The organism is Pricia antarctica, from assembly GCF_900101815.1.
Lineage (GTDB): Bacteria > Bacteroidota > Bacteroidia > Flavobacteriales > Flavobacteriaceae > Pricia > Pricia antarctica.
In genome coordinates this window covers 499,490-523,716 of sequence record NZ_FNAO01000001.1, presented here as the reverse complement: position 1 = coordinate 523,716, position 24,227 = coordinate 499,490, and the positions used below count along the sequence as shown (strand labels likewise).

19 protein-coding genes are annotated in these 24,227 nt (G+C 43.8%); 11 read left to right on the top strand and 8 right to left on the bottom strand.

Annotated elements, in window-relative coordinates; all coding sequences use genetic code 11:
* Window positions 1–159 precede the first annotated feature (159 nt).
* The 3 genes from BLT07_RS02170 to BLT07_RS02160 form a co-directional block, all read right to left on the bottom strand.
* On the bottom strand, window positions 160–900 hold the full coding sequence (locus BLT07_RS02170; protein WP_091865239.1) for an ABC transporter ATP-binding protein: 741 nt from the start codon (window positions 898–900) through the stop codon (window positions 160–162).
* A gap of 25 nt (window positions 901–925) precedes the next feature.
* Complete coding sequence (locus BLT07_RS02165) at window positions 926–2,398, bottom strand: DUF5687 family protein (RefSeq protein ID WP_091865238.1); 1,473 nt, start codon at window positions 2,396–2,398, stop codon at window positions 926–928.
* Window positions 2,399–2,605: 207 nt separating this feature from the next.
* Entirely contained in the window at window positions 2,606–2,944 is a 339-nt protein-coding gene (locus BLT07_RS02160; protein ID WP_091865621.1) for a PadR family transcriptional regulator, read from the bottom strand.
* Between the two features lie 175 nt (window positions 2,945–3,119).
* Between BLT07_RS02160 and BLT07_RS02155 the strand changes: the two genes are divergently transcribed.
* The gene (locus BLT07_RS02155) at window positions 3,120–4,169 is read left to right on the top strand and encodes a ferredoxin--NADP reductase (RefSeq protein ID WP_091865236.1); all 1,050 of its coding nucleotides are present in this window, start codon (window positions 3,120–3,122) and stop codon (window positions 4,167–4,169) included.
* A 76-nt stretch (window positions 4,170–4,245) separates the two neighbouring features.
* Here BLT07_RS02155 and BLT07_RS02150 read toward each other — a convergent pair whose 3' ends face one another.
* From BLT07_RS02150 to dprA, 4 genes are all read right to left on the bottom strand, one after another.
* Window positions 4,246–5,019, bottom strand: a complete 774-nt coding sequence (locus tag BLT07_RS02150) for a patatin-like phospholipase family protein (RefSeq protein ID WP_091865234.1) — start codon at window positions 5,017–5,019, stop codon at window positions 4,246–4,248.
* A gap of 76 nt (window positions 5,020–5,095) precedes the next feature.
* Entirely contained in the window at window positions 5,096–6,022 is a 927-nt protein-coding gene (locus tag BLT07_RS02145; RefSeq protein WP_317040735.1) for a nucleoside hydrolase, read from the bottom strand.
* A 55-nt stretch (window positions 6,023–6,077) separates the two neighbouring features.
* Window positions 6,078–6,809 carry an ABC transporter ATP-binding protein gene (locus BLT07_RS02140; protein ID WP_091865232.1) on the bottom strand — a complete coding sequence of 244 codons (732 nt, stop codon included), beginning with the start codon at window positions 6,807–6,809 and terminating at the stop codon, window positions 6,078–6,080.
* Window positions 6,810–7,765: 956 nt separating this feature from the next.
* On the bottom strand, window positions 7,766–8,869 hold the full coding sequence (gene dprA, locus BLT07_RS02130) for a DNA-processing protein DprA (protein WP_091865228.1): 1,104 nt from the start codon (window positions 8,867–8,869) through the stop codon (window positions 7,766–7,768).
* 105 nt (window positions 8,870–8,974) lie between these two features.
* On the opposite strand from dprA, the gene BLT07_RS02125 reads away from it, so the two are divergent.
* The 7 genes from BLT07_RS02125 (at window position 8,975) to BLT07_RS02095 (ending at window position 16,907) form a co-directional block, all read left to right on the top strand.
* Window positions 8,975–9,934, top strand: coding sequence for an HU domain-containing protein (locus BLT07_RS02125; RefSeq protein ID WP_091865226.1), 960 nt, complete (start codon window positions 8,975–8,977; stop codon window positions 9,932–9,934).
* 690 nt (window positions 9,935–10,624) lie between these two features.
* Window positions 10,625–11,293 carry a succinate dehydrogenase cytochrome b subunit gene (locus tag BLT07_RS02120; protein WP_091865224.1) on the top strand — a complete coding sequence of 223 codons (669 nt, stop codon included), beginning with the start codon at window positions 10,625–10,627 and terminating at the stop codon, window positions 11,291–11,293.
* A gap of 3 nt (window positions 11,294–11,296) precedes the next feature.
* Window positions 11,297–13,300 (top strand): fumarate reductase/succinate dehydrogenase flavoprotein subunit, encoded by a 2,004-nt coding sequence (locus BLT07_RS02115; RefSeq protein ID WP_091865222.1) that lies wholly within the window; start codon window positions 11,297–11,299, stop codon window positions 13,298–13,300.
* Between the two features lie 6 nt (window positions 13,301–13,306).
* Window positions 13,307–14,053, top strand: coding sequence for a succinate dehydrogenase/fumarate reductase iron-sulfur subunit (locus BLT07_RS02110; RefSeq protein ID WP_091865220.1), 747 nt, complete (start codon window positions 13,307–13,309; stop codon window positions 14,051–14,053).
* 144 nt (window positions 14,054–14,197) lie between these two features.
* A complete protein-coding gene (locus BLT07_RS02105; RefSeq protein WP_091865218.1) occupies window positions 14,198–14,674 on the top strand; it encodes a very short patch repair endonuclease in 477 nt (158 codons plus the stop codon).
* A gap of 139 nt (window positions 14,675–14,813) precedes the next feature.
* The gene (locus BLT07_RS02100; RefSeq protein ID WP_091865216.1) at window positions 14,814–15,359 is read left to right on the top strand and encodes a type 1 glutamine amidotransferase domain-containing protein; all 546 of its coding nucleotides are present in this window, start codon (window positions 14,814–14,816) and stop codon (window positions 15,357–15,359) included.
* A 255-nt stretch (window positions 15,360–15,614) separates the two neighbouring features.
* A complete protein-coding gene (locus BLT07_RS02095; protein ID WP_091865215.1) occupies window positions 15,615–16,907 on the top strand; it encodes an aminopeptidase P family protein in 1,293 nt (430 codons plus the stop codon).
* A gap of 98 nt (window positions 16,908–17,005) precedes the next feature.
* Here the strand turns inward: BLT07_RS02095 and brnQ are convergent, their stop codons facing one another.
* Window positions 17,006–18,286, bottom strand: a complete 1,281-nt coding sequence (gene brnQ / locus BLT07_RS02090; RefSeq protein ID WP_091865213.1) for a branched-chain amino acid transport system II carrier protein — start codon at window positions 18,284–18,286, stop codon at window positions 17,006–17,008.
* A 291-nt stretch (window positions 18,287–18,577) separates the two neighbouring features.
* On the opposite strand from brnQ, the gene BLT07_RS02085 reads away from it, so the two are divergent.
* The 3 genes from BLT07_RS02085 to BLT07_RS02075 all read left to right on the top strand — a co-directional run bounded on the left by BLT07_RS02085 (window position 18,578) and on the right by BLT07_RS02075 (window position 24,211).
* The gene (locus BLT07_RS02085) at window positions 18,578–18,802 is read left to right on the top strand and encodes a hypothetical protein (protein ID WP_091865211.1); all 225 of its coding nucleotides are present in this window, start codon (window positions 18,578–18,580) and stop codon (window positions 18,800–18,802) included.
* A gap of 311 nt (window positions 18,803–19,113) precedes the next feature.
* On the top strand, window positions 19,114–20,892 hold the full coding sequence (locus BLT07_RS02080) for an alkaline phosphatase (protein ID WP_091865209.1): 1,779 nt from the start codon (window positions 19,114–19,116) through the stop codon (window positions 20,890–20,892).
* Between the two features lie 328 nt (window positions 20,893–21,220).
* Window positions 21,221–24,211 carry a SusC/RagA family TonB-linked outer membrane protein gene (locus tag BLT07_RS02075; RefSeq protein WP_091865207.1) on the top strand — a complete coding sequence of 997 codons (2,991 nt, stop codon included), beginning with the start codon at window positions 21,221–21,223 and terminating at the stop codon, window positions 24,209–24,211.
* Window positions 24,212–24,227: the final 16 nt, after the last annotated feature.

The window sequence follows — 24,227 nt, the reverse complement described above, 5'->3', positions numbered from 1 at the left end:
AAAAGTGACCACCTAGTTTGTAAATTAGCCGTTCGCCAATTATACCTTCGTGTTTTTGGTGATTTGTGGGTGCTTTTTGACCATAAATCGAAGTAAATTTAATTTTAATCAGGATAACGAGAGACTAAAACCGACTACCCGGTCAGTTTTAAGAATCGCTCAAAGAGAAGTATTTCTTTCCGAAAAGGCGCTTTCCGTCCCCTCATTTCCACTAAAAAACAGCTCCAATTCCTTCAGTGTCTCGGCCGAAGTCACGATATCTTTAACTATTTCGCCCTTGTTCAGCACTACGATGCGCTCGCAGACCTCGGTCACATGAATTAGGTCATGGCTCGACACCAAAACGGTAACACCCTGCTTCGATGCCAAATCCCTTATGATGTCTTTGAGGCGGATTTGGGTGGTGGGATCGAGATTGGCAAAAGGCTCGTCCAAAATTATCACTTCGGGGTTGCCGATAAAGGAGGCGACGATACCTGCCTTTTTTTGATTGCCTTTGGAGAGGTCGCGAAGGTATTTCTTCTGCCCTAGGATTTCGCCATGGAAGAAATCCTGAAAATTCGCGAGCAAGGCGTTTACATCTGCCTTGTTTTGTCCGCGCAATTCCCCGATAAAGTAGAAGTATTCTTCGGGGGTTAGGTATCCGATCAAAAAAGTCTCGTCAATAAAGGCCGAGGTAAAAGGTTTCCACGCCTCGCTTTGGTCCACTTGAACCTCATTATTGATAATATGGCCCGTGGTAGGCTGGATGAGATCGAGCAACAGACTAAAGAAAGTGGTCTTTCCAGCGCCGTTGTTACCTACAAGGCCAAAACTTTGGCCTTTGGGAATTTCTAGGTTTTTGATATTTAAAACAGTTTGGGAATTGTATGTTTTGGTGAGGTTCTGCGTTGTTATCATACGTTTTTCTCTTTAACTTTCAATCTCAGGAGGTTTGCTTATACGCCAAAAGCGTCTTGTACTTCTCCTTCTTATAGACTTTCTCTATTTGTTTGAATACGATATTCTTAAAAGCGAAACCTGCAACACCGGTCAAGGCTACAAAAATGTAACCCGCTGTCGGATTGAGCAGATAATGCCCTAGGCCATAAATCAACAAAGGCAAGAGTAATTTTGGTATCGTCAGCAACATGGTCTTTAGGTTAAAAGACTGTTTGTCGCCAAAAGCTTTTTTATTGGACGTCAGGTCGATGGGCGTTTTAATATAGGCTCCGCCCCATAGCACCAGATATGAGTTAACGCCCATGTTATAAACCGCCCCTACCAAAACCGCTACATATGCGCCCCAGCCGAAATACAAATAAGGCGATGCGAGTACCGTACTGATCAGGGTGGCAATTATAATCAGGTACCATTTGGAGTTCAAATAGTCTTTATACCTGATGTTCTGGCTCATCATCAGAGGATAGTACGAGCTGTCCCAACTCGGCACGAACTGTCCGAAAGTGAACAGGAATCCACCGGAAATAAAAATCCCGGCAAAAATTTTCCAGACCGGACCCTCATAGGTTTCAATAGCTCCGGTAAAAAATAACAGTCCATAAAATAGAAAGAAAACACTGGTCAACACCGTAGTCTTCGAACGTTTGTTACGTTTGATAAGCTTGATATCGTTTTTTAGGAAGAGCCCCAGATTTCCAAAACGGTCCAGCCAAGTGAAATCCTCGGTCTTGGCCACGGCATGTTTTTGTGCGAGACCGGCATCTAAGTACATGTGTTTTTTAAAATAGTTAAATGCCGCGGTATAAAGTCCTACAAGAAGTGCCCATGGTAGTATGGCCATCCACGGTACATCATAGAGGGCATCAAAAAAGAAAGCGGTGTACTGGGTAATGTCAAAATAGTCGTAGTACTGCGAAATTCCTAAAATGGCAAAGACCACGGCCAAAGGAATGAGGATGCTATCTTTATTATTCAAAAGGACATTCAAAAAATTGTTGCAGTAGAAAAGCGCCATGATGCCCAAATGCCAACCTATGACCCCTAACGGAGAATATCCTTCGATCAAGAGCACAATCGAAAACGGTACGAAGAAAAAAGCATGGGCCAGATTAAAAAAGGACACTACCGTTTTGCCCAAGGAGTAGCGCACCACCTGTGCTTTTTTAAACGGCAGGTACAGCAAAGGCTTTATATTGGTGATGGGCATTTTCTGAACGGCATACCGAAAAGCTAGATCGATCGCCAAGTAATAAATCAAAAATTGGTTTACAATTTTAAGTGGGTCGCCCAACCCGGAATTTTCGAGAAGATAAAACGCCCCGACGCCCATCGAAAGAAAGACAACCATAAAATACAACGCCATAAAGCCCATAAAGAACTTGAAAATCAAGTTGGTCTTGAAGGAGGCGGCCCTAAAAAATGATTTCCTTTGGAGGTTTAGGAAGTGTTTGAGCATAGGGTTCGGAGGTTGATCTTAAGGTTAGTAGTCCATCTACAAAATTTGTTACACCATTTTATATTCCGGATAAATCTCGGAGAGGAGTTCATTGGCTAAATGGCCTATGGGTTCGGTCTTTAGGTCGAAGTGCTCGAGGTATTGCATTCGAGTGAAATCGTGAGGGGTCTTTTATTTGGTCTTGGGTGAGGTTCATCTTCCAAAGATTTAATTGATACTCCAATCCGGGTTGACTAAACGTTGCATGCTGCGTATAAATTCTTCGAGTTCGGCAAGGCGGTTTATGGTTTCTTTTTCTCCTTGTTCGGTGAGTTTGTAATATTTGCGAAGGCGATTGTCAACTTTGGCGACCTCGACATCGAGCAAACCTTCGGCTTCCAATTTGTGCAAGGCGGGATACAGGGCGCCCTCGGTGATGTTAAGTTCGCCCTTGGTCAGTTCTTTGACCTTTTGGGCCATCTCGTAGCCGTACATCTTTCCCTGCTCTTCCAACAATTTTAGGATGATGGTGTTCAGACTTCCTTTGTATAGTTTTGAGTTTGCCATGGACATTCAAATATATACATAATTTTCTTATGCATAAGAATTCGAGGTATGTTTTTTTGCTTTTTCCGTTTTAATTCGATTTCCCAATCCGTATTTTTGCAATCCTCTTAAAAGAGGTAGGCAGCCATCGTTGCATTTGGCAGTATGTACCTTTTAAATTTTTACTTGATAAACCATGGCAGATTTCCATCCCTTAACCGTAAAACACATCAAACCGCTGACGCCGGATGCAGTGGCGATTACGTTCAGTATTCCCAAGGAATTGATTCAGACTTTTGACTTTATCCCGGGACAGTACATCACCATCAAAACTTTAATCAAAGGAAAGGAATTGCGCAGGGCTTATTCCATATGCTCTTCCCCAAGAAAGGATTGCTTTACCATTGGCGTCAAAAAAGTCGATAAAGGTGGGTTTTCAGATTTTGCCCATAACCAATTGTCCGTTGGCGATACCTTGGAGGTCATGCCGCCCGAAGGCCGTTTTACTTTTCAAGCTACCGGTCAGCCGAAAACAATGGCCGCTTTTGCCGCCGGCAGCGGTATTACCCCGATTATGAGCATAGCCAAAGCGGTACTGGATAGCCATCCGAAGAGTAAATTTGTCTTGGTCTATGGCAATAAATCATTCAAGGATACCATGTTCTACACTGATTTGGTGAAGTTGGAACTGGACCATTCCGACCGGTTCTTTGTGTATTTCGTGACCAGTCAGACCCAGGAAGACGATTCCCGTTTCGGCCGTATCGATACCTCCATGGTCAACTACGCCTTAAAGAACAAGCATAAGAATACGGATTTCGATGCCTATTATCTCTGCGGGCCTGAAGCCATGATCGATCTGGTTTCCGATACCTTACAAGAAAACGATATCCCCAAGGATAAAATCCATTTCGAACTCTTTACCAGCACCGAAATTTTGGACGAGCTGCCCGACAGGCCCGACGGCAAGACCCAGCTTACGGTCACGGTCGATGACGAGGTTTTCGAGCTGACCATGGAGAAAAAGGAACGTGTACTCGATGCCGTGCTAAAACAGAACATCGATGCTCCATACTCGTGCCAAGGCGGCGTTTGCAGCACCTGTATTGCCCGTGTCACCGAGGGTAAGGCCGAAATGGCCAAAAACCAGATTTTGACCGATGGCGAAATTGCGGAAGGATTCATACTTACATGCCAGGCGCATCCATTGACGCCGGTCTTGAAAGTGGATTATGATGATGTTTAAAAAAGTTGGCAGTAGTAATACATAAAACAGGGCATAAACACATAAAAGAATAAAATGCTACACTTTTTAGGGTAGTTTATTCCAATACATCATCCAACACCCGACTGGCATATTCGTACCCGACCAAATAGGCCTTTTCGATACCCTTACGGTCTAAAACCCCAATTTTTTCCAAAGCCTGAAATTCCAATAGCAGATCGCAAGACTCCAATTTTTGGCGGTTGACAGCGTATATCATTAAACTGGTTACCCTACCGGTAATCTGCCACGAGTTTTTTAGGGCGTTTTTATAGAGTTCGCTCACTTTTGAAACATTACTTCCTATTATATAATCTACATTTCCCATGACAGGTTCCAGCGGAAAATTGTTCATTATACCCCCGTCTGCGAATAGTTCACCCTCAAGTTCTACAGGACTGAAAACAGGGGGAAGGGCGGCGGAAGCCAATAACGGCCGTATCAGCTCTCCTTCCGAAAAATAACGCTGTTCGCCTTTTTGCAGATTTGTGGCCACCACATAAAGCTTGCGCTCAAGGGCATCAAAGGCATTCTCCGGAAAATATTCCTTAAATACTTTAAAATACCGGTCGGTATCGATAAAGCCCGGTTTTAGAATTGTAAGAAAATTATAGCGGAATAAGGGAGTTTCCTTAAAAAGGGATAGCATATCCTGCACCGAATTGCCGTTGGCGTAAAGGGCACCGACCAAGGCCCCAATACTACTGCCGCTCACCATTTTGGCCGATATACCGTGCTCTTTCATGGCTTGTATCAATCCGATATGCGCCATACCGCGAACGCCTCCCCCGGAAAGTACGAGACCGATGGATTTTGATTTTAAGTCGTTCATGGTGTTAAAGTTGGATAGGGCTTTTGAGGGTAAGTTATCGCTATCAAAAGTACTCAAATACTTCTTTTCAGAATCTTTAATCCAAAAAACTTCTAAGAAGTCTGTCGTGGTAATCGGCTACCACATCATAACAATACTTGACCGTAAACCCCTGTCCTTTATCACATAACAGATACTGTTTGAAAATCTTTTGATCGTTGTCCTTTATCGTATCATCGGGATGGATTTCAAGTCGGGCGTTAAGCGATTCGGAAACAATGTCTTCAGGCGATATAATGTAATGGCTTGCCAGCACATCGAAAGGATTGAAGCCCTTGGCGCCTTGGGCCAACCATTGTTGCAACCAAGCTTGAGAGGCCTCCGCCAGCCAGATATTGCCTTGGTCACCACTTGATGCCAGTTGATCCAAATCCGCTTGTTTTACCCACACCTTATTCGAGATTTCAAAGGGACAAAGGGTTACCGAAACGCCAAGTTCGAACATCACCCGGAAAGCATCAGTGTCAAGGTCAAAGTTGAGGTCTTGGGCGTGATTGCCCATGTTGCCGATTTTGAAGTAATCGGTAGGCTTTCTTCTTCCGGCAACCAGCACGACCTCGTTTATCTGGTCTTTTAACTCCGGATATTTAAGTAGCAACAATCCAATATTCGTGGCAGGGCCGATGGCCATGATGGTCATCGGATGACTTTTCAAGGTCTTTGCAAGCGCCTCGACCGCATTATTGGTCTGCACATTATTTAAATCGATGGCTTCACCAGCACCTTTGAATACGGGAATCTTGTTTTTGGCAAACTCCCGGCTCATATAGTGACTTAGCGAATAGGCATTTTCGATGACAGTATTTCCGAAGACTGCGCTAATGCCGCATATTTCAATGTTTTCGGCCTTCATTAACTGCAATACCGCGAATCCGTCATCGACATCGCAGTAGCCTTCGCGTTTGTGGCGTGTCATGCCGACGGATAGATCGGTATCGATCCAGATTTTCCTTTTCTTCATCATAATTAGTTGTTTATAGCCGGCAGTCATTGCGCTGCGCTCGCAATGAAGTGCACTATTAACCGCGCTCCCTCTGTAAACCGCCCCAAAACTCGATTTCATCCCGAACCCCGGTCTCAGGGTCAGAGATAAAATCATTCGTATCGGTGTAGACCTTCAGATTTCCGGTCTGCATAAAACCAATCTCATCGCCCATGAGTACAGCTTCCTTTAAATCGTGCGTTACGAATAGGGAGGTGATATGGAATTCCTCGGCGAGCTTCTTGAACAAGCCTTGCATCCGCTGGCGGGTGCCGGCATCGAGACTTCCAAAAGGTTCGTCCAACAGTAAAAGGGACGGGTTTGTTATAATGGCCCTTCCGAAGGACACCCGCTGCCGTTGCCCGCCCGAAAGCTGGTTCGGCATTTTTTGGGACTGGTCCTCGAGTTCTAGGCTGTTTAACATATGTCGCACCTGCTCTTTAATTGTACTGTCCGATATTTTCTTGAGGCGAAGTCCAAATGCAATGTTTTCAAAGGCGTTCAGGTGGGGGAACAGTAAATCTTCCTGATACAGATATACAATATTTCTCTTTTCAGGTTTTTTATGGGTAATGTCTTCTCCCTTGAGCAGGATACATCCCGAATCAGGAGCGACTAATCCGCCAATAGTCTTGAGCATGGTCGTCTTTCCACACCCCGATTTTCCTAAGATACTCAGTGTTTTTTTGGCATCCAAAGCAAACGTCAAATCCTTGACCACTTGCTCTTGGCCGAAACTTTTGACGATGCTTTGTACCTCTAGGAACATGTATTCTATTTTATTTCGATATTGGGTGTTTCCCTACCCCTAAATCACGTGGCGGATTTGCTTTATATGACGAAACCGCAATGGCCGCCAAGCTACGAACAGATCAATAGCGTAAAGTTCGCAAAGTGATTCGGATTACTTACCTCTTTTTCTGAAGAATCGAAAACGAAAGTGGCTTTTCTACTATTATCCTTGCCAGGCAGTTGGAATTTCGAAGCCTTTTTTAAAAGCAGAGCATGCTGCGTTTGCATAAAGAACGCAGTCAGAACAAAACTCAAGAAAATCCGGTTTTTCAAAATGCCATCGGAAAATTAATTGCGTGGGCCAGCAGCTCTGCACCTACTATAAGGTATACCTATAGACAGGCAAAGACTATTGAACTACATCATTATTGTACCGTTTTACATTGGGGACCTCATATCGAGATCAAAGCAAAGAAGAATCGACGATGCGTTTCTACACGGGCGATAGTGCTGGAAAATTTAGGGCAAAAGTGGAGGGGATGACAAACGATGGAAGGCCGGGCAGGGGTCAATATACATTTGATATCAAGGAAAATTGATTGCTAAGTTACCAGTTATTGTTTTTTTAGGTGGGATGTTTCATAGGATAAAAAAGACTGGGTAGTCGGTTTTGTTCTCCCAACAGAGATGGAAGTTGGTGCTTGATGAGGATTTGAGGCCGTATTTTATCGATAGGATACCTAAAAGATAACATCTCATCGGTAAAGGGAAAATTTACAGACCGGTCAGTCGGCATCAAAGAGTTTACCATACTTGGATATTTGCCCTTATATATGAATCGTAAGGAATATAAGCGGCTATTCAAAATTTGCAACGCCAATTAAGAACAAAATTTTTCGAGCTCCTTAAACTTTATCCGACTCAGCCGAACGGGCAGGCTAGCGCTTGTTTCAACTCCTCCCGGGACTAAGCTTACGATTAAATCGCCCCGCACTAAATAGCCTCGAACAATTTTCCCGGCAATGGCCGAACTACCCCTTTCATCTCCATGTTCAAAAGTGTGGAAGAAACCTTGTAAATCGGTAATTGGCAATCCAGCGCAATGCTATCCATTAATTGCTTGCCATCCTTTAAAAGATAATCATAAATCGATTGTTCGGTAGCGTCCAGATCTACGAAAAGCTGCTTTTGAACACTTTGGGCCTTTTTTTCTGGGATATCCCAATTCAATAAATAGATAAGATCGGCTGCTGAGGTCATCATATGGGCCTTTTGTTGTTTGATAAGGTTGTTGCATCCGACACTATATCTGTCTTTTGTACGTCCCGGTACGGCAAACACGTCGCGGTTGTAGCTGTTGGCAATATCGGCCGTGACCAAACTGCCCCCTTTTTCGGCGGATTCTACTACGACCGTTGCTTCACTCATTCCCGCAATGATTCGGTTTCGCTTTAGAAAATGTTCCCGTTCGGGCTGGCTCTTGCTCCAGAATTCAGTGTAAAATCCGCCGTTTTCCTCCACATCCCTAATATATTTCGCATGTATCTTCGGATACATCTGGTTGAGGCCATGCGCCAAGCATCCTATGGTCTGGAGGCCGTGTTTTATTGCTGCTTTTTGCGCGGTAATATCTACCCCATAAGCGAATCCGCTGACGATTATCGGGTTCAGGGGTGCGATATCCTCGATAAATTTCTCGCAGAAAGCAGTTCCGTAGCTCGTAATATTGCGGGTGCCGACCACGCTGATAATTTTTCTTCCCGTCAAATCGATATTTCCACGCTTGAAAAGCAGGGTCGGACTATCGATACAGTGCTTCAGGTATTTGGGATGTTCCTCATCCTTAAAATACGTATACTCGATTTGATTTTTTTGGATGTAGGCATATTCCGCTTCGGCAGTTTTGCGGTGCTGCGCATCATAGAGACCGCGTAAAGTATAAGACCCAATACCATCGATCTTTAGCAAGTGTTGCCGGGTATCGGCGAAGACGGCTGAGGGACTTCCGCAATAATCGATCAGTTTTTTGGCCGATACATCGCCAATATTCGGAATGTTCTGCAGTCGCAAGACCGCTATGAGGTCATTTTCGTCCATTTAGAAAATCATCAAAGTTATTCACAATACGTCCCAAATATAATGTTAATAAAAAGTAACTGAACTGCTGGCATCCCCCTTTATATTTTCTAATATTTGTCATGTATGGCATTGGAGCATTATATATCAGAATTACTTTACCGTTATAACTGCGTTGTAGTACCCGGATTTGGGGCATTTTTAACCCAGTCGAGGTCTGCCGTCATCCATGAGGGCACCCATACTTTATATCCTCCGACGAAAACGGTATCTTTCAACCAACAGCTGATTTCCAATGACGGATTATTGATTTCCTATGCCGCCGAGGTCCAAATGACCACTTTTGAGGCTATGCTGAAACAAGTCGAAGAAGAGGTGGTCGACTGGAAATTAAGACTAAAAAAAGGGGAACGACTGCAATTGGCCAACATCGGTGAGATTTGGTCCGGGACTGAAGGTAAAATTCAATTTCAACCCTCGGAGAAGACCAATTATTTGACCGCTTCTTACGGAATGTCATCTTTCGTAGCCGCACCGGTAGCCAGGGAAATCTTTAAACAAGAGGTGGCCGCCTTGGAAGAAAAAACACCAATCGCCTTTACACCAGAAAAACGGGAAACCGTCGCGGCCCGGCCTTATCTGAAATATGCCGCTGCAGTACTTTTGGCATTGACCACAGGATTTGCAGGGTTCCAATTCTACAAAACGAATCAAAATAATCAGCAATTGGTCCGTGAAGAGGCCCATCAACAGGTCTCCAAACGCATTCAGGAAGCCACTTTTTTTGATACCGACCCGTTAGAACTGCCTACGATTACCTTAAAGACCACCAAGAAAACGGCTGTTAAAAAAACAGGGGAAAAAATTCACCATATCATTGCCGGCGCGTTCCGGTACAAGACCAATGCCGATAAAAAAATTGTGCAACTGAAAGCGCTCGGTTTCCATCCTTCTTATATTGGCACAAACCCCTTCGGTCTTCACATGGTCTCCTACGACAGCTTTACCGATGCCCAAATGGCATTACAAGCGCTTCATAAAATCAAGCGCACGCAGAAGGACGCTTGGTTGAAGTCGGTGCGGTAGGGATTGCTATAATTTTCTTGAAGAAGCTATTCCATAGCTTTTTTCTATCGGTGTTTGCCATCTATAGATTACCACTCCGGGTGCCGGTTTTGATATCGATGCCCTGGACTTGACGAAAGACATTATCGATAAAGGTACGGTTATGGTTTTCGGCAGAAACCTGACCATATTTGGGTTCGATTATTTTCCTCTGCCTTTCATTACTTGTGGTGACCAGCATAACTTAAGAAAAAGAAAAAGTGCTGTGTATTACCGCGGCAACCCTTTAAGCCGCACAGAACTCAGAGGTCGGCAATCCGTTTTTTGAAGATTATCGCTATATCATTATTCCGGGAGGAAAATCGGAGACAACTGGCCCGGTTATCAGTAACGTAGCGCACGCTCTGAATTATACCAAAATGGCTTATGAAGAGTTAGTGAAGCACTTCAATATCCCAGAATAGGGTTTAAGTTCTTTTCAATGTAACCGTAAGGCTTCCTTACCAATGGGAGCCTTTTTTGTTGAATGAAAAACGCTACAAAGCTACAATATCGATTTATCCATTAAACAGCTTTTGAGCGTTCCTTAGAATCCATCCAAATAAAGCGAGGAAACGCCAGTAAAGTTTGTTAAACAATTGCCTATGCCCTAATTTTGCAGACATTCAAAATTTTAACGTTACCACAAATAATTAACTCCAAGCTACTATAATGAGCGGATTGATAAAATCTTCAATAGCCCGAAAAGTTGTCATGGCCTTGTCCGGACTTTTTCTTGTTTTCTTTTTGGCACAGCATTTCACCATTAACGTCACCTCAGTGCTTGCCCCAGACACCTTTAACGAATGGTCGCATTTTATGGGGTACAACGGGCTAGTGCAGTTTATTCTGCAACCTATTTTGATTGCAGGGGTCATTGTGCACTTTGTAATGGGAATCGTGCTGGAAATTCAGAACAACAGGGCCAGGGCAATAAAGTATAAAAAATATAGTGGAGGGGCCAATGCCTCTTGGATGTCGCGGAACATGATCATTACCGGCCTCGTCGTCTTGGCTTTCCTTGGATTGCATTTTTACGATTTTTGGGTCCACGAAATGGATTACAAGTATATTACTGCAAACCCAGAAGATCCGACCCGGTATTTGGAGGAAACCGTTCATAAGTTCGAACCGGTATGGCGAACCGTGCTATATGTGATTGCGTTTGTGCTTTTGGCCCTGCACCTATGGCACGGCTTTGCATCCTCTTTTCAAAGTATGGGTGTAAACAACAAATACACCCCTGCCATTCAGACCTTTACCAAAATATATGCGATAGCGATTCCCGCGGGATTCATCTTTATCGCGCTCTATCATCATTTTAACCCAATAACACAGTAGATTATGGGCAAATTGGATTCTAAAGTTCCATCTGGGCCGCTGGCCGATAAGTGGACCAAGCATAAAAACGAAATCGACCTCGTCAACCCGGCGAACAAACGTAATATTGATATCATTGTGGTTGGTACCGGTCTTGCAGGGGGTTCAGCCGCGGCGACCTTAGCCGAGCTGGGCTATAACGTTAAGACATTTTGTTATCAAGACTCCCCAAGGCGTGCACACTCCATTGCCGCGCAGGGAGGCATCAATGCCGCCAAAAACTATCAGGGCGATGGCGACAGTGCCTATCGTCTGTTTTATGATACGGTAAAAGGGGGTGACTACCGCTCTCGTGAGGGGAACGTGTATCGTTTGGCCGAGGAATCATCAAATATTATAGACCAATGTGTCGCACAGGGCGTACCCTTTGCCCGGGAATATGGCGGATTATTGGATAACCGCTCCTTCGGGGGCGTTCTGGTATCCCGTACATTTTATGCCAAAGGACAAACGGGGCAGCAGTTGTTATTGGGATGCTATGCCGCAATGAACCGGCAGATCAACCGGGGCAAGATCAAGCCTTTCAACCGTCACGAAATGATGGATCTGGTTTTGGTAGATGGCAAAGCGCGGGGAATCATTGCCCGTGATCTGGTCACCGGAGAAATCGAACGTCATTCCGCCCATGCGGTGGTCTTGGCTAGCGGAGGCTATGGGAACGTATTTTTTCTATCGACGAATGCCATGGGGAGCAACGTGATGGCCGCTTGGCGTGCCCACCGAAGAGGCGCCTATTTTGCCAACCCCTGCTTTACGCAGATTCATCCGACCTGTATTCCCGTTTCGGGAGATCATCAGTCCAAATTAACGTTGATGTCCGAATCGTTACGTAACGACGGCCGTATCTGGGTGCCAGCGCGCAAGGAGGATGCCGAGGATATCCGCTCAGGAAAATTAAAACCTACCCAATTAAAAGAAGAAGATCGCGATTATTATTTGGAACGGCGTTACCCTGCATTCGGTAATTTAGTGCCAAGGGATGTCGCTTCAAGGGCGGCTAAAGAGCGCTGTGATGCCGGTTTCGGAGTCAACAAAACAGGAGAGGCCGTTTATTTGGATTTTGCTTCCGCTATTCAGCGCTACGGAAAAGAGGAAGCTTTGACCCATGGCATGAAAGATGCCGATGAAAAAGAAATCATCAAGTTAGGTAAGGAGGTCATCGAGTCCAAATATGGCAACCTTTTTCAGATGTACGAAAAAATAGTTGATGAGAATCCCTATGAGACCCCAATGATGATTTATCCTGCGGTACACTACACTATGGGAGGCCTATGGGTCGATTACAACCTGCAGACCACTATCGATGGTTGTTACTGTATCGGAGAGGCCAATTTTAGCGACCACGGGGCCAACCGTTTAGGTGCTTCCGCATTGATGCAAGGTTTGGCCGACGGCTATTTTGTGCTTCCGTATACCATAGGTGATTATCTGTCCGACGATATCCGAACCGGTGAAATACCTACCGACTCCCCTGAATTCGACCATGCCGAAAAAGAGGTCAGGGAACGCATCGAAAAATTGATGTCGGGCAGCGGACAGCACTCTGTCGATCATTACCACAAGATATTGGGTAAGATAATGTGGAATAAGTGCGGTATGAGCCGAAATGCAGAAGAGCTTCAGGAAGCCATTGATGAGATTGCCGAGCTTCGGAAAGATTTTTGGGACAACGTAAAGATACCTGGCTCCAGCGATGCCATGAACGCAGAATTGGAAAAAGCGGGAAGAGTGGCCGATTTCCTCGAATTGGGCGAGCTATTCGCTAAGGATGCCCTGACCCGAAACGAATCTTGTGGAGGCCATTTCCGTGAAGAATATCAAACAGAGGAAGGCGAGGCCGTACGTGATGACGAGAATTTTAAATTTGTGTCGGCATGGGAATATAAAGGGGATCCGAAAGATGCGGTCTTGCATAAAGAGGATTTGAAGTATGAGAATATTGAATTGAAGACGCGTTCCTATAAATAAAAAGCTATGAAGTTAAACTTGAAAATTTGGCGTCAAAAGGATGCTAGATCCAAAGGAGAAATGAAAGACTACCCCATCAATGGTATCGAGGGTGATATGTCATTTTTAGAAATGTTGGATGTATTGAATGAAGAACTCATTAACAAAGGAGAGGAGCCTGTACAATTCGATCACGACTGTCGTGAGGGCATTTGTGGTTCTTGTTCGCTTCAGATCAACGGCGAACCCCACGGCCCCGATCGGTTAGTAACCACTTGCCAATTACACATGCGAAAGTTCAACGATGGCGATACGATTGTAATCGAACCTTTTCGGGCAACAGCCTTTCCCGTAATCAAAGATTTGGTAATCGATCGCAGTGCTTTCGATAGAATACAGCAAGTAGGGGGTTATATTTCCGTAAACACTTCAGGAAATACGGTAGATGCGAACGCTACGCCCATTGAAAAAGAAAAGGCTGACGATTCTTTTTACGCCGCTACCTGTATTGGGTGCGGTGCCTGTGTTGCCGCTTGTAAAAACGCGAGCGCCATGTTGTTTACCTCCGCCAAGGTGTCTCAATTTGCCTTGCTCCCACAAGGCCGCGTCGAGGCGACCGAACGCGTACAGAGCATGGTACGCCAAATGGATCTTGAGGGCTTCGGTAACTGTACCAACACCGGTGCCTGTGAAGTAGAATGTCCCAAAGGAATTTCATTGGAAAACATTGCCAGAATGAACCGGGAATATTTGTCGGCGAAATTGAAAGGCTAAGACCAACGCAAATTTGGTATACTGAGCCTGCCTCTCCATCAAATTACCCATTAAATAAATCCCAAGTTCCAATCTATGGAGCCTGGGATTTTTCTTTGCATTTACTTAACAGCTTCTTTTCAAGGGTATCCTTAATTTTAGGAGATGTCTAAAAACTACGCCGAAAATCGTATCAAAGTCCCACGCTTCAACGAAGAATCCGGTTTCTATACGACGCCGAAGCGCTCGAAAATTATGAGCAAAATTCGGGGGAAGAACACCAAGCCCGAACTTGCCTTTCGAAAAGCCTTGTACGCGGCCGGCTATCGCTATCGCATCGATTACAAAGAACTGATCGGTAAACCGGACATCCTCTTAAAAAAATACAAGACCGCTATTTTTATCGATGGGGAATACTGGCACGGCTATAATTGGTCGGAACGAAAACCTAAGGTCAAGACCAATCGTGAATTCTGGATTGCCAAGATAGAGCGTAATATGCAACGTGACCGGGAAGTAAACGCCGAATTGCAGCGTTTGGGGTACACCATCTTCCGATTTTGGGAAACAGAAATTAAAAAAGAACTCAACACTTGTCTTCAAAAGGTAATTGTGCACCTAGAATCCGTTCGAACGCGTTAAAAGGCAACGGGATTCCGCACACTTGGGAAACCTTTAACCCTCGAAACCTGAGGTTTAATAGGGTCTTAACACGAAATGTAGATTTAAGCTCTTATATTGAGAATGAAATTAAATAGTAACAACTTAAATAGATAGATTTATGAAGAGGATAGCCATATTAGCAACAAACGGATTTGAGGAAAGCGAATTAAAGTCTCCAAAGGAAGCCATGGAAAAAGAGGGTTTTCGAGTAGATATAGTGAGCTTAAAATCCGGAGAAATTAAAGGATGGTCTGATGGAAATTGGTCTAATTCGTATAAAGTGGATAGAACGATCGATGAGGTTAAAGCTGACGAGTACAATGCGTTAATGTTACCAGGTGGGGTCATGAATCCCGATTTGCTTAGAATAAATGAGCACGTACTTGTATTTGTACGTGATTTCTTTAAGCAAGAAAAGCCTGTAGCCGCAATTTGTCACGCACCATGGACACTTATCAGTGCTGGTGTTGTAAAAGGACGTAAAATGACAAGTTATAAGTCCATAAAGGATGATGTAATCAACGCCGGGGCGAATTGGGTTGACCAAGAAGTAGTAGTAGATCAAGGTTTCGTGACCAGCAGAAATCCAAATGATTTACCGGCCTTCAACGCCAAATTGATTGAGGAAATCAAGGAAGGTAAGCATGAAAAACAACACGCTTAAGTAACTCACGAGTACCAAATCTGGAATCCCAATCGTACGATTGGGATTTTTTTATGGCAGGTAGAAGCGAGGAAAGAAGTTTTAATTTTGAAATGAGGTTTCATTTGAATTGGAAAATAGCTTAATTTTTTGTTAATTTACAATCAATTAACCAACTTCAGTTCCGAGACCCCAAAGGTTTTTTAAAACCTTTGGGGTCTTTCTGTTCAAGAGGATGTCATAAATTCTTATTTTTGATTAAATCAAGCCCATTTTATGAAATATGATCAGATTCCCAACTCCCTTTTTAAAAAGAACCGTAAAAAGTTTATGGCCCGTATGAAGCCAAAAAGCATTGCGGTCTTTAATTCCAACGATATTTATCCCATAAGTGCCGATAGCGTTCTGCCTTTCGAACAGCACCGCGATATTTTCTATCTCAGTGGTGCCGATCAAGAAGAAACCGTTGTATTGCTTTTTCCCGATGCGATAGATAAAAAACATCAGGAAATCTTGTTCGTACGTGAAACGAACGACCACATCGCTATTTGGGAAGGCGAGAAACTAACGAAAAAAAGGGCCACGGAGGTATCGGGCATCGAAACCATTTATTGGTTGAAAGAATTCGACGCCGTTTTTTTTGACCTGATGACGGAATCAGAAACCATTTACCTTAACACTAACGAACATTATCGCCAAGCCGTAGAAACCCAAACTCGAGAAGCGCGCTTTATTGAAGATTGCAAACGGAAATTCCCGGCCCATCAAGTCGCCAAGAGTAATCCGATTTTACAGGAAATCCGCGGAATAAAGGAACCAGAAGAAATCGAGTTGATGCAAACCGCCTGTAATATCACCGAAAAAGGCTTCCGAAAGGTGTTGGAGTTCGTAAAGCCCGGCGTCTGGGAATACGAAATCGAAGCCGAACTATTGCATCAGTTCGTACGCAACCGATCAAAAGGCTTCGCTTATCCGCCCATCATCGCTTCGGGAAACAACGCCAACGTACTACATTATTTGGAAAACAATAAACAATGCCAAGATGGCGATATGATTTTGATGGATACCGCTGCGGAGTATGCTAATTATTCAAGTGATCTAACCCGTACCATCCCGGCAAACGGAAAGTTCACCAAACGCCAAAAGGAAGTCTACGAAGCGGTACTCCGCGTAAAGAGCGAGGCTACCAAAATGCTCATCCCCGGAACGGTCTGGGCGGAATACCACAAAGAAGTGGGCAAACTGATGACCTCCGAACTTTTAAGGTTAGGCTTGTTGGACAAGGCCGATACTCAAAACGAAACCGAAGCCCAACCTGCCTACAAAAAGTACTTTATGCACGGCACCAGCCACCATATCGGCCTCAACACCCATGATTATGGCGCACTAAAGACTCCGATGAAAGCGAATATGGTCTTTACCGTTGAGCCGGGCATCTATATTCCCCAAGAAAAAATGGGAGTTCGGTTGGAGGACGATGTGGTGATTCAGCACAAGGGGGAGCCATTTAATTTGATGGGGGATATTCCAATCGAGGTAGGGGAGATCGAGGAGTTGATGAATGCTTAGGGTCTGTTCATAAACAACCCGTACATTTCTACTGGTTCTTTTGCTCGCCGTCTGCGTTGAAAATACTTGCCGTAGTGTTGCTAAGTTTTACCTTCGCTTCAACTCGCCGAAAGTTTTTGCTCAAATACATTTATAAAGACGAAAATACCTACTGCCGGCAACACCCATCCCATACTAAAACGACCCAAAGGAATGTAATTATATAATCCTACCATGGAATCTTCCAGCCCTACACTTCCTAAAAAATCAGGAATACTAAAAACAATAGTCGTTATCACTACGGCCTTGAACACTCTAGCCGAAGCAAAAAGCTCCGGCAGAACGTTGAGCAAAATCAGAACAATAGTAATCGGATAGATAAACATAAGCGCAGGCAGGGCGACGACAATAATATATCCGACATCGAACTGGCCCATGGCGATACCAAGTAGGCATCCGATAATGGCGGTAATTACATATGCCTGTTGCGAGCCTTTGAAGCGCTCCTTAACAAAGTCTGACGTTCCTGTTACTATGCCTACCGCCGTAGTAAAACAGGCCAAACTGACCAAGATGCTAAGAAGAAGGTTTCCAGTGTTGCCCAGGGTTTCGGCACTAATGCCTTTTAATAGGGCCGTACGGGTGATATCGGGATCAAACTTGCCGTGCAGCAAAGCCCCGGTCAAGATGAGACCGGCATAAATAAGCAAGAGGCCTAAGCCTGCCAACCATCCGGCCTTGCGGATCAATGCTTTCTTCTCCTCATAGGTAGCCTGCTTTTTCTTTAAATTGATAGAAATAATAATTACTCCTCCTACGACAATGGCCCCGATGGCATCAAAAGTCTGGTATCCCTCTAAAATACCATCCGAAAAGGGACTTTCAAAAACCGTATCCCCGAAAATAAATTCATTTGAGAATACCGCTGTGCCAATAATCAGTAACAGGATCAGAAAAATACCGGGAGTCAAGAGCTTCCCAAGAATATCCAGAATTTTAGAGCGGTTGATCACAAATAGGAATACCAAAAGAAAGTACACGATACTAGTTATTATCGCTGGCGAATCGAAAAAAGGCTGGACCGCCATTTCATGGGTCACAGATGCCGTTCTAGGAGACGGTAGGCTGATTGAAATGCCGTATATGAGAAAAGAGTAGACTAAACTAAACGTGGGGGACACCTTTTTGCCGAAGTTAAATAAGGTACCCTGCAATTTCGCATGCGCTAGAATACCTAAAATAGGAATTAATACGGCAGATACACAAAATCCCAAGGTGACCAACCACCAAAGTTCACCGGAGCGAAACCCCAGCAAGGGTGGAAGGATTAAATTTCCAGCTCCGAAAAAAAGCGAGAAGAGAGCGAAGGCCGTTACAAGGATCTCTTTGGTCTTAGACATTTAGTTAGTACTTGTTCTGCTCCTAATTGGACGTTAGCCGTATGATTGGATGCGAAAGATAGTAGAAAATCGGCGCACTACAAACCCTGAATTTTACCTCCGAAAACCTGCTTTTCATCGAAAAAAATGCGGTTCATCGAAAAAATGGGCTGATTTGGGAAGACTATCAAATAAATAAAGCTATGGTGTCGTTAGTAATATAAAGTGTCCCATTAAAACACCTTTATATTCAAACTTGAACTTCGCACCAATGGTTTCCCAAAGCCTAAGATGCATTTAAATCCTACTACCATGAAAAAAATATTCTGCAATTTGTTCGGCCACCACTACTCGGTGTCAAAAAAAGTTACCCTTCACATCAAAGAGTACCAATGTATTCATTGTGGCAGACAAGTGACTACGGATGTCAGCGGTAACCTGTCGACCCTGACCCCCGAATTACAGGACATCAATAAAACTTTGGAAAATATTTTCCAGAAAAGACATAGGGCCGCAGCCACGCAACAGGCGGCCTAACAAATTAGATCCTGAATAAATTTCAGGATTTACCCTGAACAGATTTCTAGGTAAACTATGCTATGGCACCGAAATCCATACTTTAGAAGTATCGGAATTTCAAAAGTATTCCCGAAAATTAAATAAGCAGCCGCTTTCTTTACTGTCGTTTGCCCCACAACAGTATAGTTTGGTTCGCCCTTTTTTCGGGATTTTTTGTTTGTGCCTTTTTTTATTCTGGAAACTTTCGACTGGTTAACCTAATAATTTCGTACGCTTAAAACTTTTTTAACGACTTCATTTCATACATTGCTGCACCAAAAGAAGTAAGTATGGGAAAATTATTTCTTTTTCTAGTATTAATTGCCAACGGCCTAATTGCTCAAGATGGAGTGCTGCCCCGTATTCATTCCCACAATGATTATCTGCAGAATGTGCCTTTCTGGAAAGCCTATGCCGCAGGGGCTAGTTCCATAGAGGCCGACGTATTTCTGGTCGGTGATTCCTTATTTGTGGCCCATGCCGAAGAAGAAATCGATGTCAAGCGCAGTTTGGAACGGCTTTATTTCGAACCGCTGCAAGAAGCACTTGCCCTTGGACTGAACCGCCCAAAAAAATTACAATTACTTATCGATGTCAAATCGGAACCCTATGCCACCCTTGATGCCATTATCCAGGTTTTGGATAGGTATCCATCAATTCGCGGGGATGATGGCATAACCGTAGCCATTTCCGGCAACCGCCCAAAACCCACGGAATACCTAAACTATCCTGATTATATTTTCTTCGACTACCAAAGTTTGGATGTCGTAGAAGATTCAGCCATCCTTGAAAAAATCGCACTGATCAGTTTGAGCTTTAGGAATTTCTCCGAATGGAACGGTAAGGGAAGGTTGACCGCGCAAGACCTCGAAAAAGTGCTGGCCACTATAGAAAAGGCCCATGCGTTAGGAAAACCATTCCGCTTTTGGGCCACACCCGATTCAAAGACCGCTTGGAAAGCTTTTTCCGATTTGGGAGTGGATTTTGTCAATACGGATATGCCTTTTGAATGCACACAGTATATAAACACATTGCCAGATAGGTATTATCAAAATACGAAATTCTCGGAGGTATATCACCCGACTTTTGCCACCGATGGCACAAATCAGGCCGTTGAAAATATTATTTTGATGATCGGTGATGGAAACGGCCTCGCACAAATTTCTGCGACGGCAATGGCCAATAAGGGGGCCCTTTCCCTCACACAGCTCAAAAATATGGGTCTTTTGAAAACACAGTCCGCCGATGATTTTACGACAGACTCGGCAGGAGCGGGTACGGCGCTTGCCACCGGTAAGAAAGTCCCCAATCGGGCTATCGGTAACGACAGCCAAGGAAACCCCCTAGAGAATATCACCGAACTGCTTGCCAAAAAGGGGTTTGTTTCTGGGATTATCACTACGGATGAAATATCCGGCGCTACCCCGTCGTCATTTTACGCCCATCGGCAAGACCGTTCGATGTCGGAAGGAATTATGGACGATTTCGCCAAAAGTCCGCTGACTTTATTTATATCCACGGAAAACCCCAACAACCGGCATGAGAATTCGACTGGTGATTTTTCAATGCTATCTGCCGTGGATGAGGTCGGAAAAAGTAAAAAGGATAAAATAGGATTTTTGATGCCCGGTAAGATAGCATCCGGCGGCAACAATGAACTGGCCAAGGCTACCGACAACGCTCTTCGATTTTTCGAAAATACACACAAACCCTTCTTTTTGATGGTCGAGGGTGCCAAAATCGATTCTTACGGCCATGAAAATGATATTGGGGGAATCATTTCGGAAGGCATAGGTTTCGATAAGGCGATTACCGAAGCCCTGAAATTTGCCGATCAAAATTCGAATACCTTGGTCATTATCACTGCCGACCACGAAACGGGCGGTTTGACACTCCCTCAGGGAAATCTTGAAAGAAACGAAATCGAGGGCGATTTCACTACACATGACCATACGGCCCTGATGGTTCCCATTTTTGCGTATGGCCCTCAATCCAACCAATTTCAAGGAGTTTATGAAAACAGTGAAGTCTTTCATAAAATTTTAAAGGTCTTGAAAGTTCAGGAATAATCCAAAGCAATACGTGTTTGAGTACGTATTAGTCTTGGACACGATTTATTTACCCCCGTTTAGAAAGTCACCAAGGAAAAGTTAGCGATTTGGTATAGTATTATAGCACATCATCTTCCCTAACTGCAGCTTCGTGATTTGTTAAAGCAAACCTAATGTTTTGGTAACACAATTTGAACGTATACTACATTACTTTTGGACTTTTCTAAAAATGAATCAGCAGAAAATACGCATCGAGAAAGATGGATAATAAATCACAAAAAATGTTAATGATATGTAAATATTTGCTAATTTCAAAGTGAATTAAATATTAAATATACCATCCTATATGAAAAACGTAAAGATAGTACTATTTCTCGCCTGCCTTGTTTTTGCCTCTACAGCTTTGGCACAGACAACGGTTTCCGGTACCGTCACCGATGCTGAGAATGTGCCCTTACCTGGGGCGACGGTACTTGAAAAGGGAACCACTAATGGCACTACCACAGACTTTGACGGTAATTTCTCTATAAATGTAGCCAATGATGCGGTTTTGGACGTTTCCTATCTTGGATATACCTCAACGGAAACCTCCGTTGCGGGGCAAACGACCTTGACAGTTCAATTGGAGGAGGATGCTACGCAATTGGATGATGTTGTCGTGGTTGGTTACGGTACCCAAAAGAGGTCTGACATTACCGGTGCCATAGCTTCTGTTAAAAGTGATGATTTTAACCAGGGCGTGGTTACGAACCCAGGTGAACTTTTGCAGGGTAAAATGGCCGGTGTCAACATTGCCTCCAACAGTGGCGAGCCAGGTGCGTCACAAAATGTGATTATTAGGGGTATCGGTAGTTTGCGTTCTGGAACACAGCCACTTTACGTTGTCGATGGCTTTTTGCTCGACAATTCGGCTACAGGTGTTGCCACAAGTCCTCTTAACTTTTTAAACCCCAGCGATATTGCAAGTATCGATGTGTTAAAGGATGCCAGTGCTACGGCAGTATATGGTTCCAGGGCATCTAATGGGGTTGTTGTAATTACCACTAAAAAAGGAAAATCGGGAAAAACCGAAATGAACTTTTCGGTATCCACAGCTTTATCTTCCATTGCTAGTCAAATAGACGTATTCGGTGCCGAGGATTTTCGTCAACAAGTGGTTGCCGTGGGCGGAACTTTGGAAGACTTTGGAGGAAATACGGATTGGCAAAATGAATTGAGCCGAACGGGAGTAACTAAAAACCTTAATTTTTCCATGAGTGGGGCCAAGAGCGAAAATTTTTCCTATTTCTCATCGGTTGGCGTTCAGGATCAAGAAGGAATCTTGAAAAATAGCAATCTAAAGCGTTATTCGGGAAAATTGAACATGAACCAAAAGGCATTCAACGGTAGGCTAAACGTAGATTATAACCTTACGGCTTCCCACACCGAAAATTTACGCCCGCTCATCACATCGACCATAAGTGATATGCTTAGCTTGAACCCTACCGTTCCGGCATATACAAACGGTGAACCTACCTTATTGAACACAAACGCATTAAATCCTATAAAAAGGTATGATTTATATAGCGACACGGCCATCAACAACCGTATTTTAGCGAGTATTTCCCCATCAATAGAGATAATAGACGGCCTTATTTATAAGATTAACCTCGGTGTTGATTACTCCGCTACAAATAGAGACCAACAGTACAAACCTTTCCCGTCGGTTGTAAATGAGTCCGATATTTCAGATGGGTCATTGGAAAGTGCGATCAGTACAAATACTAATCAACTGGTCGAGAATACACTTACTTATACTTGGAATAAAGATGTTCATAACCTAATTCTATTGGCGGGACATTCTTACCAAAAGTTTTTGGAGGAGATAAGAATATTTTCTTATAGGGGTTTTGCTAATAATGATATTGAACCCAGGTTCCAAGACCAGACAAGTTCTGATGTATATCCTACTTCAGTAAGTGCGTCGGCCGTTAAGAATGAGCTTCAATCATTCTTCGGTAGACTGAATTACACTTATGCCGACAAATATCTGTTTACTGCTACACTTCGAGCCGATGGATCCTCAAAGTTTGGAGAGAACAACAAATATGGGTATTTCCCTTCTGTTGCATTGGGCTGGAACATTAGCAATGAAAATTTTATGGCTAACTCAGTATTCAATAACCTAAAGTTGCGCGCCAGCTGGGGCCAAACGGGCAACCAAGAGATTCCTGCCAAGATTACAAAAGCCAGTTTTTCGGAAGATAGATTAATAGAGGGCGCCGGCAGTCTCAATACCTACCCTATAGACACCGATGCCACCTCAATTGATGGTTATCCGTACGGAATTGTATTTACACGTTTGGCAAACCCCGACCTGCAATGGGAGGTATCTACACAAATAGATATAGGAATCGATTTTGCGCTCTTTAATTATCGGTTGACCGGTACTTTGGATTATTTCAACAAGCAGTCTTCAAATATATTGTTGGAAGTTGTTCCGGCCGATCCTGTTGAGCCTACCGCTACATTTTGGAATAATATTGAAGATATGAAGATATATAACAGTGGTGTTGAGTTTGCGTTGGAGTATAACAGCGAGGCACAGCGCGACTTTTCCTATAATATTGGGGGCAACATAACCTATATTCAAAACGAGGTGAAAGATTCACCCTATTCGGTCTTGACCACTGGGGCGGCGCAAGGTTCCGGCCAGACGGGGGCGACCATCAACGGCTATATAAATAATGAGCCGATTGGTGCATTCTACATGCTTAATTTTGATGGCATTGGTGCTGATGGCTTGAACGTGTTCAAGGACATCAATGGAGATGGGGAAGTATTGGACAATGACCGTAGCGTCGTGGGCAGTGCGATTCCTAATTTTATTTACGCGTTTAATTTGAACTTTAAGTATAAGGCCTTTGACTTGGGTTTGAACTTTAATGGCGTAACAGGAAACGAGATTTACAATCATACGACGATGACACTATTCAATAAGGCACAGTTGGCCAGGTCAAACAATACAACGAATTTTGCAGTTCAGTTTCCCAATGAGTCGTTTAACAATTCCAACACCGTATCTACACGTTACTTGGAAAATGGCTCTTTCTTGAGATTGAACAATGCTACTTTAGGATATAACTTAAGTTCTGATAAAATCGGTCTTGGGGATGCGTTCCAAAATATCCGTATTTCATTAACAGGACAAAACCTATTTGTAATCACGGATTATTCAGGATTCGATCCTGAAGTCAATACGGGGTCAACTTCAGGGGAAATTCAGACCTTTGGTATCGACCGTTTTACCTATCCAAAGGCAAGAACTTTTTTAGTTGGGCTCAATATAACATTCTAAAAGGGAAAATCGATTC